The organism is Pseudomonas sp. NFPP12 (assembly GCF_900103205.1).
GTDB lineage: Bacteria > Pseudomonadota > Gammaproteobacteria > Pseudomonadales > Pseudomonadaceae > Aquipseudomonas > Aquipseudomonas protegens.
On sequence record NZ_FMWW01000004.1, the window covers coordinates 324,748 to 341,595 of the forward strand.

14 protein-coding genes and 3 tRNA genes are annotated in these 16,848 nt (G+C 62.4%); 1 reads left to right on the top strand and 16 read right to left on the bottom strand.

Annotation, left to right across the window (positions count from 1 at the left end):
* Positions 1-191: 191 nt before the first annotated feature.
* From BLS75_RS18575 to truA, 12 genes are all read right to left on the bottom strand, one after another.
* Positions 192-268, bottom strand: a tRNA-Asp gene (locus tag BLS75_RS18575).
* A gap of 102 nt (positions 269-370) precedes the next feature.
* Positions 371-447 (bottom strand) — tRNA-Asp (locus BLS75_RS18580).
* 59 nt (positions 448-506) lie between these two features.
* Positions 507-582: transfer RNA gene (locus tag BLS75_RS18585), tRNA-Val, on the bottom strand.
* Between the two features lie 154 nt (positions 583-736).
* Positions 737-1,513, bottom strand: a complete 777-nt coding sequence (locus BLS75_RS18590; protein WP_072451526.1) for an SDR family oxidoreductase — start codon at positions 1,511-1,513, stop codon at positions 737-739.
* On the bottom strand, positions 1,510-2,721 hold the full coding sequence (locus BLS75_RS18595; RefSeq protein ID WP_072444838.1) for an O-succinylhomoserine sulfhydrylase: 1,212 nt from the start codon (positions 2,719-2,721) through the stop codon (positions 1,510-1,512). Before BLS75_RS18595 ends, BLS75_RS18590 begins: the two co-directional genes overlap by 4 nt.
* A 36-nt stretch (positions 2,722-2,757) precedes the next feature.
* Positions 2,758-4,263, bottom strand: a complete 1,506-nt coding sequence (gene purF / locus BLS75_RS18600; RefSeq protein ID WP_011060388.1) for an amidophosphoribosyltransferase — start codon at positions 4,261-4,263, stop codon at positions 2,758-2,760.
* Positions 4,264-4,304: 41 nt separating this feature from the next.
* The gene (locus BLS75_RS18605) at positions 4,305-4,862 is read right to left on the bottom strand and encodes a CvpA family protein (protein WP_019094938.1); all 558 of its coding nucleotides are present in this window, start codon (positions 4,860-4,862) and stop codon (positions 4,305-4,307) included.
* Between the two features lie 98 nt (positions 4,863-4,960).
* On the bottom strand, positions 4,961-5,620 hold the full coding sequence (locus BLS75_RS18610) for an SPOR domain-containing protein (protein WP_072451527.1): 660 nt from the start codon (positions 5,618-5,620) through the stop codon (positions 4,961-4,963).
* Entirely contained in the window at positions 5,604-6,911 is a 1,308-nt protein-coding gene (gene folC, locus BLS75_RS18615) for a bifunctional tetrahydrofolate synthase/dihydrofolate synthase (RefSeq protein ID WP_072451528.1), read from the bottom strand. The genes BLS75_RS18610 and folC overlap by 17 nt, the downstream gene beginning before the upstream one ends.
* Entirely contained in the window at positions 6,908-7,828 is a 921-nt protein-coding gene (gene accD / locus BLS75_RS18620) for an acetyl-CoA carboxylase, carboxyltransferase subunit beta (protein WP_019094939.1), read from the bottom strand. Before accD ends, folC begins: the two co-directional genes overlap by 4 nt.
* 259 nt (positions 7,829-8,087) lie before the next feature.
* A complete protein-coding gene (locus tag BLS75_RS18625) occupies positions 8,088-8,720 on the bottom strand; it encodes a phosphoribosylanthranilate isomerase (protein ID WP_072451529.1) in 633 nt (210 codons plus the stop codon).
* 61 nt (positions 8,721-8,781) lie between these two features.
* Complete coding sequence (gene truA / locus BLS75_RS18630) at positions 8,782-9,606, bottom strand: tRNA pseudouridine(38-40) synthase TruA (RefSeq protein WP_072451530.1); 825 nt, start codon at positions 9,604-9,606, stop codon at positions 8,782-8,784.
* 228 nt (positions 9,607-9,834) lie between these two features.
* On the opposite strand from truA, the gene BLS75_RS18635 reads away from it, so the two are divergent.
* On the top strand, positions 9,835-10,494 hold the full coding sequence (locus tag BLS75_RS18635) for a M24 family metallopeptidase (protein WP_072451531.1): 660 nt from the start codon (positions 9,835-9,837) through the stop codon (positions 10,492-10,494).
* 77 nt (positions 10,495-10,571) lie between these two features.
* Here BLS75_RS18635 and BLS75_RS18640 read toward each other — a convergent pair whose 3' ends face one another.
* The 4 genes from BLS75_RS18640 to leuB form a co-directional block, all read right to left on the bottom strand.
* A complete protein-coding gene (locus BLS75_RS18640; RefSeq protein WP_072451532.1) occupies positions 10,572-13,166 on the bottom strand; it encodes a FimV/HubP family polar landmark protein in 2,595 nt (864 codons plus the stop codon).
* 205 nt (positions 13,167-13,371) lie between these two features.
* The gene (locus BLS75_RS18645; protein ID WP_072451533.1) at positions 13,372-14,382 is read right to left on the bottom strand and encodes an aspartate-semialdehyde dehydrogenase; all 1,011 of its coding nucleotides are present in this window, start codon (positions 14,380-14,382) and stop codon (positions 13,372-13,374) included.
* Between the two features lie 180 nt (positions 14,383-14,562).
* Positions 14,563-15,675, bottom strand: coding sequence for an aspartate-semialdehyde dehydrogenase (asd, locus tag BLS75_RS18650; RefSeq protein ID WP_015634899.1), 1,113 nt, complete (start codon positions 15,673-15,675; stop codon positions 14,563-14,565).
* A 54-nt stretch (positions 15,676-15,729) separates the two neighbouring features.
* Positions 15,730-16,812, bottom strand: coding sequence for a 3-isopropylmalate dehydrogenase (gene leuB, locus BLS75_RS18655; protein ID WP_011060378.1), 1,083 nt, complete (start codon positions 16,810-16,812; stop codon positions 15,730-15,732).
* Positions 16,813-16,848 lie beyond the last annotated feature (36 nt).

Consider the following 16,848-nt stretch of genomic DNA (forward strand, 5'->3'; position numbering starts at 1 on the left):
CAAGCACAAAAAAACCGCCGAGCAGGCGGTTTTTTTGTGTTCGATCAGCAGCAAGCAAAAGACGCTGCCAAAGAGCGAATCCCGAAAACAAAAAACCCCGGTCTTGCGACCAGGGTCTTCGCTATCGATGCGAAACAAGCTTTTGGCTTGTTTCGTTGCTTCAAGGCGTTCAGTGATCCTTGAGGCTGATATGGCGCAGCGGACGGGACTCGAACCCGCGACCCCCGGCGTGACAGGCCGGTATTCTAACCGACTGAACTACCGCTGCGTATCGCTTGGACTTGCGTCCATGTGAACCGTTTAAATCATCTGATTGAAGAGCTTCGAGGCTTCCTCAATCTCAAGCCAGGCGAACCCGACTTGGAAAATATGGCGCAGCGGACGGGACTCGAACCCGCGACCCCCGGCGTGACAGGCCGGTATTCTAACCGACTGAACTACCGCTGCGCGTCGGTTGGAGGCTTCCTTGGAAGCTTCCCTCTTTCTTGCGAAAGAGACTCAGGGAATGGTGGGTGATGACGGGATCGAACCGCCGACATTCTGCTTGTAAGGCAGACGCTCTCCCGGCTGAGCTAATCACCCTTTGCTTCGCTGAGGCCGCGAAATTTACGCAGGTAACGAAGCTAAGTCAATAGCAGGCTTGAAGTTTTTTTCAAAAACAGCAGCAAGCAGAAACTTCGCACCAAGAGCCAGAGGCGCTCCTCTTGGGCTTGCAGCCACAAACTCGCTACCACCCTTATTCCTGATAAATCATTTTCTTGGTCATGCCACCGTCCACCACGAATTCCTGGCCGGTGACAAAGCCCGAATTGCGGGACAGCAGCCAGGCCACCATGGAGGCCACATCTTCCACCGTCCCTACCCTGCCTGCCGGATGCTGGGCATGATCGGCATCGGATAATGGCTCTGCGCGACGCGCCGCAGGATCCCGGGCATCGATCCAGCCGGGGCTTACCGCATTGACCCGAATCTCCGGCCCCAGGCTGATCGCCAGGGCATGAGTCAAGGCCAGCAGCCCCCCCTTGCTCGCCGCGTAGGCTTCGCTGTCAGGCTCCGATTGCCTGGCGCGGGTAGAGGCCAGATTGACGATAGCGCCGCCATGGGCGCGCAAATACGGCGCACAGTGCTTGGCCAGCAGCATCGGCCCGCCCAGGTTCACCGCCATGACCCGATTCCAGTAGGCCAGATCCAGGCTTTCCAGGGTGATGTTGTGCGGGTCAGCCACAGCGGCATTGCAGACCAGGGCGTCGAGGCGCCCGAACTGCCCCAGCACCTCAGCCACCCCCTGGGCCACTTGCACTTCATCGGCCACGTCCATGGTGATGAACCAGGCACTTTCACCCAGCACCTTGGCCACCTTGGAGCCGCGCTCACGATCGAGGTCGGTCAACACCACCTGCCAGCCTTCGCTGATCAGCCAGGCAGCAATACCCAGGCCGATACCCCGGGCCGCGCCGGTCACCAGCGCGACACGCCCGTTGCCGCCGCCCTGGGGCGTGGACAACTCGATCACAAGGCTGCCAGGCCGCGAGCCAGGTCGGCTTGCAGGTCGACCACGTCCTCCAGCCCCACCGCAATGCGGATCAGGCTGTCGCGAATGCCCGCCGCTTCACGCTCCTGAGGCGCCAGGCGCCCGTGGGACGTGGTGCTCGGATGGGTGATGGTGGTTTTGCTGTCGCCGAGGTTGGCGGTAATGGAGATCAGTCGCGTGGCATCGATAAAGCGCCAGGCGCCCTCTTTGCCGCCCTTGACCTCAAAACTCACCACCGCGCCAAAACCACGCTGCTGACGCTTGGCCAGTTCGTGCTGCGGATGGCTGGCAAGGCCTGCGTAGTGCACCTTCTCGACGCCATCCTGCTGCTCCAGCCACTCAGCCAGGGCCAGGGCATTGGCACAATGAGCACGCATCCGCAGGTTGAGGGTTTCCAGGCCCTTGAGGAAGATCCAGGCGTTGAACGGGCTCAGGGTCGGCCCCGCGGTACGCAGGAAACCCACCACTTCTTTCATCTGCTCGCTGCGCCCGGCCACCACGCCGCCCATGCAACGACCCTGGCCGTCGATGAACTTGGTCGCCGAATGCACCACCACGTCCGCCCCCAGCTTCAACGGCTGCTGCAAGGCCGGAGTGCAGAAACAGTTATCCACCACCAGCATTGCGCCCTTGGCATGGGCCACCTCCGCCAACGCGGCGATATCCACCAGCTCGGCCAGCGGATTGGAGGGCGACTCGACGAACAGCAGCCTGGTATTGCTCTTGATCGCCGCATCCCAGCCGGACAGGTCCGCCAGGGGCACGTAATCGACTTCAACACCAAAGCGCTTGAAGTACTTCTCGAACAGGCTGATGGTGGAGCCGAACACACTGCGCGACACCAGCACATGATCGCCGGCGCTGCACAGGCTCATGACCACCGAGAGAATGGCCGCCATGCCAGTGGCGGTCGCCACAGCCTGCTCAGCCCCTTCCAGCGCCGCGATGCGCTCTTCGAAGGAACGCACCGTGGGGTTGGTGTAACGCGAATAGACGTTGCCCGGCACTTCGCCAGCAAACCGCGCCGCCGCATCGGCGGCCGTACGGAACACATAGCTGGAGGTGAAGAACATCGGGTCACCGTGCTCGCCTTCCGGCGAGCGGTGTTGGCCGGCGCGCACCGCCAGGGTATCGAACGCTACGCCTTCAAGGTCGCTGTCCAGCCGACCGGCATCCCAATCCTGACTCATGCCGCCTACTCCTAATGTCTTCTTAAAATGCTCGGATCAGTTGTTGTACAGATCGATGATGGCGCTGACCGCCTGGGTCTTGGCCTTGGACGCATCGTTACGAGCGTTCTCGATCTTGTTCAGGTAGGCCTCGTCGACGTCGCCGGTAACGTACTTGCCGTCGAACACCGCGCAGTCGAAGTTCTCGATCTTGATCTTGCCACCACCGACCGCCTCGATCAGGTCCGGCAAGTCCTGGTAGATCAGCCAGTCGGCGCCGATCAGGTCTGCCACGTCCTGGGTCGAACGATTGTGGGCGATCAACTCGTGGGCGCTCGGCATGTCGATGCCATACACGTTCGGGTAACGCACGGCAGGTGCAGCCGAGCAGAAGTAGACGTTCTTCGCGCCCGCTTCACGGGCCATCTGGATAATCTGCTTGCAGGTGGTGCCACGGACGATGGAGTCGTCCACCAGCATCACGTTCTTGCCGCGAAATTCCAGTTCGATCGCATTGAGCTTCTGGCGTACGGATTTCTTCCGCGCCGCCTGGCCCGGCATGATGAAGGTACGACCGATGTAGCGGTTCTTGACGAAACCTTCGCGGAACTTGACCCCCAGATGGTTCGCCAGCTCCAGCGCCGCAGTGCGGCTGGTATCCGGAATCGGGATCACCACGTCGATATCGTGCTCAGGGCGCTCGCGCAGGATCTTCTCTGCCAGCTTCTCGCCCATGCGCAGGCGCGCCTTGTACACCGAGACGCCATCAATGATCGAATCCGGGCGGGCCAGATATACGTGCTCGAAGATGCACGGCGTGAGTTGCGGGTTGGTGGCGCACTGGCGGGTGTAGAGCTTGCCCTCTTCAGTGATGTAGACCGCTTCGCCCGGAGCCAGGTCGCGAATCAGGGTGAAGCCCAGCACATCCAGGGAAACGCTTTCCGAGGCGATCATGTATTCCACGCCTTCGTCGGTATGACGCTGGCCGAAGACGATCGGACGGATACCGTGGGGGTCACGGAAACCGACAATGCCGTAGCCGGTGATCATGGCCACCACCGCGTAGCCACCCACGCAACGGTTGTGCACGTCGGTGACGGCGGCAAACACGTCTTCCTCGGTAGGCTGCAACTTGCCGCGCTGGGCCAGCTCGTGGGCGAACACGTTGAGCAGCACTTCAGAGTCGGAGTTGGTGTTGACGTGGCGCAGGTCGGACTCGTAGATCTCCTTGGCCAACTGCTCGACATTGGTCAGGTTGCCGTTGTGCGCCAGGGTGATTCCGTAAGGCGAGTTGACGTAGAACGGCTGAGCCTCGGCCGAGGTCGAGCTGCCCGCGGTTGGATAGCGGACATGGCCGATGCCCATGTGGCCTACCAGGCGCTGCATGTGCCGCTGCTGGAACACATCACGCACCAGGCCGTTGTCCTTGCGCAGGAATAACCGGCCATCATGGCTGGTCACGATACCGGCAGCGTCCTGGCCGCGGTGCTGGAGGACGGTTAGCGCGTCATACAGCGCCTGATTGACGTTCGACTTACCGACGATACCGACGATGCCACACATGCGACGCAACCCCTACTTAATGAAACTGAACTGAACCCATCTTACTGAGGCGTTTTGGCCGGTAAGAGGTGCTCCTTGAACGGTATTTCAGCGGGTACGCTGATACCGCTGGCCAGCCACTGACTGCTCCACCCCAATATGAGGTTCTTGGACCAGTCTGCAACCAATAGAAATTGTGGCACCAGTCGCGACTGTTGCCACCAGGAATCCTGCTGTACCGGCCCCAGGCTCAGGAGCCCGATCGCCACGACCACCAGCAGCGCGCCACGCGCAGCGCCGAAAGCCATGCCGAGGAATCGATCGGTCCCGGAGAGGCCGGTGACGCGAATCAACTCGCCGATGAGATAGTTGACCATTGCCCCCACCAGCAAGGTGGCGACAAACATGATTGCGCAGCCCGCGATCACGCGAGCCGAGGGAGTTTCGATATAACCGCCGAGGTACTCGGACAGTGAGCCACCAAACATCCAGGCAACGACTCCTGCGATGATCCAGGTAAGCAACGACAAGGCTTCTTTGACGAAACCGCGGCTCAAGCTGATCAAAGCGGAGATGGCGATTATTGCAACGATCGCCCAGTCAACCCAGGTAAATGGCACAGTGCAGCCTACAGACGGATAAGGCGGCGCATTTTAACAGAGCGCTTGGCTGTCGGTAAGCTGCGATTCACTGTGCTTTTAAAATCAAGCGGATAGCCTCAGCCACGCTCTGGCTGGAAGCGCACCACGAAGCCCTTGAGATTATGCTGACGCCCCAGCAGATCACGCAGGCGATCAGCTTCGGCGCGCTCGATCAGCGGCCCGACAAATACCCGGTTCTTGCCTTCGGCGGAACGGATATAGGCGTTATAACCCTGGCTGCGCAGGGTTTTCTGCAGGTTTTCCGCGCTTTCACGGCTCGACAGACTGGCCAGTTGCACCGACCAACTGACGGACAGGCCATTGGCATCGACCCGGCTCTGGCTGGTATCGGGCTTGGCACTGGCCACGGGCTGCGGCGGAACCGGAGCCGGTGTCGGCGCAGGCTTGGCCACAGGCGCAGGCTTGCTGGCCACGGTCGGAGCAGGAGCCACCACCGGGGCCGGCGCGATCGGGGTCGATGGCGCTTGTTGCACCACAGGTTCGTGCTCGTCGGCTGGCACAGAGCCCTCGGGCAGCTCCTGAGGCTCAGGCACAACCACCGGCTCGACCTGGACCTGCGGCATGGCCGCGGCTTGCGGCGCCGACGGCACATCCACCGTCACATGACGCTGCTCATCCTCGCGCGAGAACAGCATTGGCAGAAAGATCACCGCCAAGGCCACCAACACCAGTGCTCCGACCATTCGCTGCTTGTAGACGTTATCCAGCATTGCCATGTGCAGCTTCCTCCGTGGAGCGCCGGGCGAGCCACTCAAGCGCCTCGGCAACACAATAAAAAGAACCGAACAGCAGAATTTCGTCATCTGCAGTGGCTTGCGCGCATTGCGCTTCCAGCGCGGCAGCCACACTGGAATAGGACGCTACCGGAGCACCAAGGTTCTCCAGAGCCTGCTGCAAATCCTCCACCGGGCGCGCCCGCGGCGTGTCCAGAGGCGCTACCGCCCAGTGCCGGACCGCCCCTTTCAGGCAGCCAATCACGCCCTCCAGATCCTTGTCCGCCAGCAGCCCGAACACCGCCAGACGCTTGCCCGGCACAGGCCGGCGCGCCAGGCGCTCAGCCAGGTACTGGGCGGCATGGGGGTTGTGACCGACGTCCAGCAGCAGGTTCAGGCGCTTGCCCTGCCAGTCGACCTGCCGGCGATCCAGACGCCCGGTAACCCGGGTCTGGCGCAAGGCTGCGCTGATCCGCTCCGGCTGCCATGGCAAACCGGTGAGCAGATAGACCTGCAACGCCAGAGCGGCATTTTCCATAGGCAGATCCAGCAATGGCAGGTCTTGCAGCTCGACCGGCTTGCCCTGGGCATCCAGGCCACGCCACTGCCAATGCTGGTCAGTGACCCCAAGATCAAAGTCCCGCCCCCGCAGGAAAAACGGGCAGCCCAGCTCCCGCGCCTTGTCCAGCAAGGGTTGCGGCGGATCCAGGTCGCCACATAGCGCCGGAGCGCCAGGACGAAAGATCCCGGCCTTCTCGAAGGCCACGGATTCGCGGGAATCGCCCAGGTATTCGATGTGATCGACACCAATACTGGTCACCAGCGCCAGGTCGGCATCCACCAGATTGACCGTATCCAGGCGGCCACCCAACCCCACCTCCAGGACCACGGCATCCAGCGCCGCCTGCTGAAACAGCCAGAACGCTGCCAGAGTGCCCATCTCGAAGTAAGTCAGGGTGACTTCGCCGCGCCCCGCCTCTACCGCAGCAAAGGCTTCGCACAACTGCTCGTCAGTGGCCTCGACGCCATTGATCTGCACCCGCTCGTTATAACGCAGCAGGTGCGGCGAACTGTAGACCCCCACCTGCAGGCCCTGGGCCCGCAGCAGGGAAGCGACAAAAGCGCAGGTAGAGCCCTTGCCATTGGTACCGGTGACCGTGACCACCCGGGGCGCCGGCTTGCCCAGCCCCATCTGGGACGCTACCTGCTGCGAGCGCGCCAGCCCCATGTCGATGGCCGAGGGGTGCAACTGCTCGAGGTAGGCGAGCCATTCGCCCAGGGTACGTTGGGTCATAGGTTTGCTGGAGCCGGCGGCACCACGATCGGCTCGACCGGTGCCGCGACGAATTCCGGCGTCGGCAGGCCCATCAGCTGGGCCAGCAGGTTGCCCAGGCGCGGACGCAGCTCCTGACGGGAAATGATCATGTCGATCGCACCATGCTCCAGCAGGAACTCACTGCGTTGGAAACCTTCAGGCAGTTTTTCCCGCACGGTCTGCTCGATCACTCGAGGACCGGCGAAGCCCACCAGGGCTTTTGGCTCGGCGACAATCACGTCGCCCAGCATCGCCAGGCTGGCGGAAACGCCGCCGTAGACCGGGTCGGTCAACACGGAGATGAACGGGATGCCTTCTTCACGCAGACGCGCCAGTACCGCGGAGGTCTTGGCCATCTGCATCAGAGAGATCAGGGCTTCCTGCATCCGCGCACCACCGGAGGCGGAGAAGCAGATCATCGGGCAGCGATTTTCCAGAGCATAGTTGGCGGCACGCACGAAACGCTCGCCAACGATGGCGCCCATGGAGCCCCCCATGAAGGAAAATTCGAAAGCCGAGACCACCACCGGCATGCCCAGCAGGGTGCCACTCATGGAGATCAGCGCATCTTTCTCGCCGGTCTGCTTCTGCGCAGCGGTCAGGCGGTCCTTGTACTTCTTGCCGTCGCGGAACTTCAGACGGTCCACTGGCTCCAGGTCAGCGCCCAGTTCGGCACGGCCTTCGGCGTCGAGGAAGATATCGATACGGGCACGCGCACCGATGCGCATGTGGTGGTTGCACTTGGGGCAAACATCCAGGGTCTTTTCCAGCTCCGGACGATAGAGCACCGCCTCGCAGGATGGGCACTTGTGCCAAAGACCTTCAGGCACCGAGCTTTTCTTCACCTCGGAACGCATGATCGAAGGGATCAGTTTGTCTACTAACCAGTTGCTCATGCTTTCTTTCTCCAGTACCGGCGGCCCGAACGCTCTGGTTCGCAGCCCCGCGTATGCCCTTGAGCTAAATTCATGTGTGCGGCGATGATCAGTTCGCTGCCGCGGTCAGCACCGGGCTCGACCTGCCTGCAACGAACCTTTCCTCAGCCATCCCGACAACCCGCTCCAGAGCGGTTGCCACTCGATTCCGACCCCGCCTGAAGGCGACGCCTGCCTGTTTTGTACAGTGGTGTTATGGACGGCGGCAGACTGCCAGCCGTCACATCGACTCGTTGCTGCGACGCACTGCCTGCATAAATGCCTGAATCTTTGCCGGGTCCTTGATGCCCCTGCCCTGCTCCACCCCGCCGCTGACATCCACCGCATACGGGCGCACCCGGGCGATGGCTGCCGCCACGTTATCTGGCGTGAGGCCACCGGCAAGAATGATCGGCTTGCTCAGCCCCTGAGGAACCAGGGACCAGTCGAACGCCTCGCCGGTTCCACCCGGCACGCCTTCGACATAGGTATCCAGCAGAATCCCGCTGGCCCGCGGATAGGCCAGGCAGGCCGCCGCGATGTCATCCCCGGCCTTGACCCGCAACGCCTTGATATAGGGCCGGTGATAGCCCTCGCAATCAGCCGCCGACTCATCGCCATGAAACTGCAGCAAGTCCAGCGGTACGGCGTCGAGGATCTCCCCCAGCTCGCAACGACTGGCATTGACGAAGAGGCCGACGCTGGTCACGAACGGCGGCAAGGCGGCGATGATTGCCCGCGCCTGCTGCACATTCACCGCCCGCGGGCTCTTGGCATAGAACACCAGGCCGATGGCATCGGCCCCCGCCGCCACTGCTGCCAGCGCATCTTCTATGCGGGTAATCCCGCAGATCTTGCTGCGAACAGCTGGCATGTCATGAACCTCGGGGGCAAATCCGGAAAGTCCCGGATGGTAGCAAATGCTTTTCCGGGCGTCAGCCGTCAAGTTCCGAGAATCCGCTGAGGAAATGTGGCCCGATGTATCGCTCGGGCAACTGGAACTCGTCCTTGTATTCGACCTGCACCAGGTACAGACCAAAAGGATGGGCGGTGACGCCGCCGGTACGCCGGATCCGGCTTTCCAGCACTTCTCGCGCCCACTCCACCGGCCGCTCGCCGGCACCGATGGTCATCAGCACCCCGGCGATGTTGCGCACCATGTGATGCAGGAAGGCGCTGGCACGAATATCCAGGACGATCATCTTGCCGTGCCGGGTGACCCGAAGGTGATGGATCTCCTTGATCGGCGACTTGGCCTGGCACTGCCCGGCCCGGAACGCGCTGAAATCATGGGTGCCCACCAGGAACGCGGCGCCCTGGGCCATGCGCTCGATATCCAGCGGCCGGTGGTTCCAGGTGATTTCTTCGTTGAGATGGGCTGGACGGATCTGATCGTTGTAGATCACATAACGGTAACGTCGGGCGATCGCCTTGAACCGTGCGTGAAAATGCGCGGGCATCTCCTTGGCCCAGCTGACGCTGATGTCATGGGGCAAATTGATATTGGCCCCCATCACCCAGGCCTTCATCGAACGCACGGCCTGAGTATCGAAATGCACCACCTGCCCGCAGGCATGCACCCCGGCATCGGTGCGTCCGGCACAGGACACCACCACCGGAGAATCCGCGACCCGGGACAGGGCCTTCTCCAGGGTTTCCTGGACACTGGGCACACCGGAGGCCTGACGCTGCCAGCCGCGGTAGCGCGAGCCCTTGTATTCCACACCCAGGGCGATTCGGGAAAAGCCTTCGGCTGCCATTTCGGCGGCCGGGTTATCTATATTTGCCAAGAACTTACAGCCTGCTGATATGCGCAAAGGCGCTCATTATAGGGCCGCAGACAATAGACGCCACGGGCTGTCGGGCTTTGTTTGCAGATTGATCAGCCATACAGCCGCCCACAGGGCGATTGCATCCGCCCCCAGGCAAACGCTATATAGTTTTTTATATATCGAAAACAACAAAGCCCCCTGATCGAGAACCGATGAATGATCGCAACCAGCAAAGAAGCCGTAGGCCTGGCCTACAGCCTGGAGGGCATGCTCCATGCCAAGCGCATGACCTGGGAGGCCATCGGGCAGATCGCCCGGCAGGTCAAGCCGGGCATGCAGGAATCCGCCGCCAGGGAAATGGGCCTGCAAGTCCTGCGGGAGATGGGTATGGAGCGAATCTGGCATCCGCTGCTGATCCGCTTTGGAGCCAATACCCTGAAAACCTTCAAGCAACGCTCCGATGGCGATCCGCTACTCCAGGAAAACGATCTGTTCTTCATCGACCTGGGCGTAGTCTGGGATCGCCATGAAGGTGATTGCGGGGCGACGTTCGTGGTCGGCGACGACGCTGAAATGCATGCCTGTGCCGCCGCGGCGAAAAGCCTGTTCGACCAGGTCCACGACCACTGGCAGAGCCACCAGGTGGCTGGCCCTGAACTCTATCGCTACGCACAGGAACAGGCCCGAGCCATGGGCTGGGTACTCAATCTGGATATCAAGGGCCATCGGGTCAGCGACTTTCCCCACGCCATCTACCGCGCCGGGGACCTGGGAGATTTCGCCGCCTGCCCGCAAGTGGGTCTGTGGATCCTGGAAATCCAGATCGCCCACCCTACCCGGCCCTTCGGCGCCTTTTACGAAGACCTGCTGGCCTGAGCCTCACCGCCACCGCAGCGCCACCAACAAAAACGGCAGCCTCATCGGCTGCCGTTCTGTTCAAGCATCAGGTTGCTTCAGGCCAGTCGCCCCAACATCTCCTGGGCTTCGCTCTTCTGCCCTTCGTTACCTTCGTTCAGCACCTCACCGAGGATGTCCCGCGCACCGTCGTTATCCCCCATATCGATATAGGCCTGGGCCAGATCGAGCTTGGTGGCCACCTCGTCGCTGCCGGAGAGGAAGTCGAAGTCCGCCTCATCAGGCGCTGCTGCGGCATCCTCGGCAGTGAAGCTGGGGATCGCCGGCTCCGGCTGATCAAGGCTCTGGCTCAGACGGTCCAGTTCAGCGTTGACATCATCCAGCTCGGAAGTGAAGGCGTCCTTGGAGTCCACGCCAGCATCCAGCTCATCGGCCAGGGACAGATCGAAGTCCGCCGACAGGTCCAGGTCGTCCAGGGCCGGGTCGGTGACGGTAGGCACGTCGCCTGCCGGCAGGTCCTTGAGGTCGTCGTCCAGGCTCAGCAGGAAATCTTCATCGCTCGGCTTCGCCGCCGGTAGATCAGCCCCCAGGTCCAGATCGAAATCACCCAGGTCGTCCAGGTTTTCCTCGGGAGCAAGCTGCTGCTCGAGCACCGAGCCAAAGCTCAGGTCGTCATCCAGCGGGAAGTCTTCCAGCTCGGTTTCAGGTTCAGGGGTGAGCACTGCCGGCGAAGCCGCCTCCAGGTCATCCAGGCTCAGGTCAAAATCCGCATCCAGGCCTTCTACCGGAGCAGCCGGCTCAGGCGCCGGTGGCTCGTCCTGCAGCAGCTCCTTGACGTACTCGGCATCCAGTTCGGCTGCCACGGCCGCAGTGGCCAGGCCAGCTGCCGCCGCTACCGCGACCATTGCCGGGAAGCGACTTTTCAGTTGCTCGACCTGAGCGTGGTTATCGCCATTGGCCACCAACTGCCGTTCCTGGGCGACAAAGGCGCTGCGGTCACCCTGATGCGCGTAGACCTCCATCAGCTTCAGGCGCAGATCACTGCGTTGCGGCTCCAACTTGACCGCTTCTTCGAGAATCGCCGCGGCCTGGTTCAGGCGGCCGGCATCGATGTGATTCTGAGCCTGGCCCAGCACATCGGTGGCCCGCTCGACCGGGACTACCGGAGCGGGCGCCGCCACCGGCGCTGGAGCTGGAGCTGGAGCTGGAGCTGGAGCTGGAGCTGGAGCGAGATTAACGCTTGGGGCTGGAACCTCAAGGCCTTCGAAGCTGCTTTCCGGCAGGTCCATTTCCTCGGTGAAATCGCTTTCCTCCGACAGTGCCCGCGCCATGCGCAAGTGCTTCTCCGCTTCCTGCTGAGCCTTGCGGCGACGAGCCAGCAACAGCAACAGCAGCAACAAGGCCAATACCGCACCGCCACCCACCAGCCCCAGCAGGATCGGGTTGGACAGCAGATCGGAGTATTTATCCTCGTCGCTCTTGGCGGGAACGGCATCCTCAGCAGGCTTGGCAGCCGGCTCACTGGCCGGGGCCGCTGGCGCCACCACTGGGGCTGGCGCTTCGGGCTTGGCCACCAACTCAGCTGGCATTGCCGGAGCTGGCTGGGCATTAGGTACCGCAGTACCTGCGCCCTCGGCCTGCATCTTGGCCAACTGGTTGTTCTTCAATTCGATCAGGCGCTGCAGCTTGTCCAGCTGGCTTTGCAGGTCCGCCATGCGCTCCTTGAGCTCGGCGTTGTCACGACGGGTTGCGTCGAGGCTTTCCTGAGTCACCGCCAGCTTGTTGTTCAGCGCCTTGGCATCGCCGGCCGCGCCCTTGCCCCGGGTCTTGCCGTTCTCAGCGGACACCAGGCTCAGGTTGTCCTTGGTGTTGACCTGCTTGGGCGCCTTGTCGGCACCGGCGCGACGAGTCGCGTCCACCTGCTGCTGGCCACGGGCACCGGCACGGCGGCCCTGGCGCCAGGCAGCATTCTGCGCCGCCACTTCAGCAATTGCCTTGGGCTGCGGCAGCGCGGTGCTCTGCACCACATCGGGCAGGCGCAGCACCTTGCCGGTCTTCAGCCGATTGATGTTGCCATCGATAAAGGCATCCGGGTTCAGCGCCTGGATCGCCAGCATGGTCTGCTGGATCGAGGCACCGTTGCGGTTCTTGGCGGCGATTTCCCACAAGGTGTCACGGGCCGAGGTGGTGTACTGCTCCGGCTTGCCGGACTTGTTGGCGCGGGTGACCGGGGCACTCACCGCCGGGGCGCCCACTGGCGCGCTCTGCGCAGCGGCGGCGGCCTGCGGGGAGAATTTCGAAGGGTCCAGCAGCACACTGTAGTCGCGCAGCAGGCGGCCGTTGGGCCACATCACCTGCACCAGGAACTTGACCATCGGCTCCGACAGCGGCTGGCTCGAGGTCACCCGCAGCACGCTCTTGCCGCCGGGATTGAGAATGGGGGTGAAACGCAGGTCGTTGAGAAAGGCCTGGCGATCAACGCCGGCCTTGGCGAACTCTTCTGCCGGCGCAAGGCTGGGCACTACCTCGGCGGCAGTGAGGTCCTTGACATCGAGCAATTCGATTTCTGCTACCAGAGGCTGGTTCAGACTCGACTTCAGGGTCAGCTCCCCAAGCCCAAGCGCCTGCGCCATACCGGAGGACAGCGCCGAGGCGGCCGCTATTGCTAACACCAGTTTGCGAACTTGAACCATAGCCTCATCCTTTGTTTGAACATTCCTCGGCCAGCGAGAAGGTTTTGTAGCGGCTGCCAACAGGCATTGCGCGGGACCATCAACGACCACGACGCGCGATTATTTCTTGCATGCCCCGGGAGCACCTGACGGCCACTCACCTCCAGCAACTTGCCAAGCATAGCGCCCGGCTAGATTCATTCTGCAAATTGTTGCCAAGTATCTTTTACAGCAGGTCTTTTATCAACAATTCAGCCAGCTGCACAGCGTTCAAGGCCGCACCTTTGCGTACGTTATCCGAGGTCAGCCACAGATTCAGTTCCGTCGGGTCGTCGACCCCGGAACGAACCCGCCCCACATAGACAACATCCTGGCCCACGGCGTCACCCACGGCAGTCGGATAGTCGCCCGCCTCCACCAGCTCCAGGCCGGGGGCCGCTTCCAGCGCCGCATTGACTGCCGCCAGGTCAACGGCGCTGCCTGACTGCAGAGTCACGCTATAGCTATCGCCAAAAAATACCGGCGCTTGAATGCAAGTGACAGAAATCTTTAATAAAGGCTGCCCCAGCACCTCGCGCAACTCCCGGACCAGGCGCTTTTCCAGCAGGGTATGGCCCTGGGCGTCTGGAGTGCCGACCTGGGCCAGCAGGTTGAAGGCCACTTGCCGATCGAAAAAGCGTGGCTCCATGGGGCGCACATTCAACAGTTCGGCCGTCTGCCGGGCCAGCTCGCTGACGGCCTCACGGCCCTGGCTGGAGATCGCCAGGCTGGCGGTCAGGTTGACCCGCTGGATGTCCAGCAAGCCTTGCAACGGCGCCAGCGCCACGGCCAGGGCGGTAGCCGAAGCGCTCGGGCTGCTCAGTTGCAATGGTTTTTTCAAGCCGGCCAGCACCTGGGCATTGGCTTCGGGAACGACATTGGGCGCCTGGGCCGAAGGCAAGGCACCGGAAAGATCGATCACCGCGCAGTTGGCCGCCGTGGCACGCGGGGCAAAACTCAGGGTCACCGCCGGGCCGGCCGCGAAGAACGCCAGCTGGACCTTGCTGAAATCGAACTCGTCGACTTCACGCACCCGCACGTTCTTGCCGCGGAACGGCACCGAATGACCGGCCGACTCGCTACTGGCCAGCAGGTGCAGGTTGGCAACGGGGAAGTCACGTTCTTCCAGAATCTGCACCAGGGTTTCGCCGACAGTACCGGTGGCACCGATCACGGCAATATCAAGGGAAGGAGTCATGGTGCTACCTCAGGCGAAACGGGGGGAGCGGCACTTTACCCGGCACGGGGTGGCGAGGCAATTCGCGGGGGGAGCTGTGGCTGGGACGAAGCACTCTTGGCGGGCAAGCCCACTCCTGCGGTGGGCATGAAAAAGCCCGCGCCTTGTGCAAGGGGCGGGCTATTTCAAGCGCTCAGAGAATCAACGCTCCAGCAGGATCCGCAGCATGCGGCGCAGCGGCTCGGCCGCCCCCCACAGCAACTGGTCGCCGACAGTGAAGGCGCCCAGGAACTGCGAGCCCATGTTCAGCTTGCGCAGGCGGCCCACCGGAATGTTCAGGGTGCCGGTGACCTTGGTCGGGCTCAGCTCCTGCATGCTGATATCACGCTGGTTCGGCACCAGCTTGACCCAAGGGTTGTGCTGGCTGATCAGCCCTTCGATATCGGCGATCGGCACATCCTTGTTGAGCTTGATGGTCAGCGCCTGGCTGTGGCAGCGCATGGCGCCGATGCGCACGCAGATGCCGTCCACCGGGATCGGGCTCTTGAAGCGACCGAGGATCTTGTTGGTCTCGGCCTGGGCCTTCCACTCTTCACGGCTCTGGCCGTTAGGCAGCTCCTTGTCGATCCATGGAATCAGGCTGCCGGCCAGTGGCACGCCGAAGTTCTCGGTCGGGTAGGCATCGCTGCGCATGGCCTCGGCCACCTTGCGATCGATGTCGAGGATGGCACTGGCCGGGTTGGCCAGTTCATCAGCGACGGCAGCGTGGGTGGCGCCCATCTGCTTGATCAGCTCGCGCATGTTCTGCGCGCCGGCGCCGGAGGCGGCCTGATAGGTCATGGCGCTCATCCACTCCACCAGGCCGGCTTCGAACAGGCCGCCCAGGCCCATCAGCATCAGGCTGACGGTGCAGTTGCCGCCGATGTAGTTCTTGGTGCCCGCATCCAGCTGCTGGTCAATGACCTTGCGGTTCACCGGATCGAGGATGATCACCGCGTCATCTTCCATGCGCAGGCTGGATGCGGCATCGATCCAGTAGCCCTGCCAACCCGCTTCGCGCAGCTTGGGGAAGACTTCGCTGGTGTAGTCGCCACCCTGGCAGGTCAGAATCACGTCGAGGGTTTTCAACTCTTCAATGCTGTAGGCGTCCTTCAGCGGAGCAATATCCTTGCCCACCGACGGCCCCTGGCCACCGACATTGGAAGTGGTGAAAAACACCGGTTCAATAAGATCGAAGTCCTGCTCTTCCAGCATCCGCTGCATGAGCACGGAACCGACCATACCGCGCCAACCGATCAGACCTACACGTTTCATCGCAACTACACCTATACAAAAGTGGGCCACTGTCTGTGCAGTGGGCCCGAAAGATTACAGATTCCGCAGCGCGGCGACTACTGCATCGCCCATTTCCTGCGTACCGACTTTGGTGCAACCGGCCGACCAGATGTCGCCGGTGCGCAAACCCTGGTCCAGGACCCGGCTCACGGCCTGCTCGATGGCGTCCGCGGCCTCGGTCAGGTTGAAGCTGTAGCGCAACATCATCGACACCGAGAGGATGGTCGCCAGCGGGTTGGCAATGCCCTGCCCGGCGATGTCCGGCGCCGAACCGTGGCATGGCTCGTACATGCCCTTGTTGTTGGCGTCCAGGGACGCCGACGGCAGCATGCCGATGGAACCGGTGAGCATCGAGGCTTCGTCGGAAAGAATATCGCCGAACATGTTGTCGGTGACGATCACATCGAACTGCTTCGGCGCACGCACCAGTTGCATGGCGGCGTTGTCCACGTACATGTGGCTCAACTCGACATCCGGGTAGTCCTTGGCCACTTGCTCGACCACTTCACGCCACAGTTGGCTGGACGCCAGGACGTTGGCCTTGTCCACCGAGCACAGCTTCTTGCCGCGCACGCGGGCCATGTCGAAGCCGACCCGGGCAATACGGCGAATTTCACTCTCGCTGTACGGCAGGGTGTCGTAGGACTGGCGTTCTCCGTTTTCCAGTTCGCGGGTGCCCCGTGGCGCGCCGAAGTAGATGCCACCGGTCAGCTCCCGAACGATGAGGATGTCCAGGCCGGAGACGATTTCCGGTTTCAGGCTCGAAGCATCGGCCAATTGCGGGTAGAGGATCGCCGGGCGCAGGTTGCCGAACAGGCCCAGTTGCGCACGAATCTTCAGCAGGCCGCGCTCAGGGCGGATGTCACGCTCGATCTTGTCCCACTTCGGGCCGCCCACGGCGCCCAGCAGCACCGCATCGGCGGCCCGGGCACGATCCAGGGTCTCATCGGCCAGGGGCACACCGTGCTTGTCGATGGCCGCACCGCCGATCACGTCGTGGCTCAGCTCGAAGCCCAGGCTGTACTTGTCGTTGGCCAATTCCAGGACCTTGACCGCCTCGGCCATGATTTCCGGGCCAATACCGTCACCGGGGAGAATCAGAATCTGCTTGCTCATGCGTTCCTCGTTTGCTCTGTCGGCACGCCCGCAGGC

What these genes read in the sequence shown, in the direction of transcription:
- BLS75_RS18625 (WP_072451529.1), bottom strand. Translation starts at nt 8,720, where the DNA reads ATGCCAGCTGTTCGCAGCAAGATCTGCGGGATTACCCGCATAGAAGAT.
- accD (WP_019094939.1), bottom strand. Translation starts at nt 7,828, where the DNA reads ATGAGCAACTGGTTAGTAGACAAACTGATCCCTTCGATCATGCGTTCC.
- BLS75_RS18595 (WP_072444838.1), bottom strand. Translation starts at nt 2,721, where the DNA reads ATGAGTCAGGATTGGGATGCCGGTCGGCTGGACAGCGACCTTGAAGGC.
- BLS75_RS18645 (WP_072451533.1), bottom strand. Translation starts at nt 14,382, where the DNA reads ATGACTCCTTCCCTTGATATTGCCGTGATCGGTGCCACCGGTACTGTC.
- leuB (WP_011060378.1), bottom strand. Translation starts at nt 16,812, where the DNA reads ATGAGCAAGCAGATTCTGATTCTCCCCGGTGACGGTATTGGCCCGGAA.
- BLS75_RS18640 (WP_072451532.1), bottom strand. Translation starts at nt 13,166, where the DNA reads ATGGTTCAAGTTCGCAAACTGGTGTTAGCAATAGCGGCCGCCTCGGCG.
- purF (WP_011060388.1), bottom strand. Translation starts at nt 4,263, where the DNA reads ATGTGTGGCATCGTCGGTATCGTCGGTAAGTCGAACGTCAATCAGGCG.
- BLS75_RS18635 (WP_072451531.1), top strand. Translation starts at nt 9,835, where the DNA reads ATGATCGCAACCAGCAAAGAAGCCGTAGGCCTGGCCTACAGCCTGGAG.
- folC (WP_072451528.1), bottom strand. Translation starts at nt 6,911, where the DNA reads ATGACCCAACGTACCCTGGGCGAATGGCTCGCCTACCTCGAGCAGTTG.
- truA (WP_072451530.1), bottom strand. Translation starts at nt 9,606, where the DNA reads ATGGCAGCCGAAGGCTTTTCCCGAATCGCCCTGGGTGTGGAATACAAG.
- asd (WP_015634899.1), bottom strand. Translation starts at nt 15,675, where the DNA reads ATGAAACGTGTAGGTCTGATCGGTTGGCGCGGTATGGTCGGTTCCGTG.
- BLS75_RS18610 (WP_072451527.1), bottom strand. Translation starts at nt 5,620, where the DNA reads ATGGCAATGCTGGATAACGTCTACAAGCAGCGAATGGTCGGAGCACTG.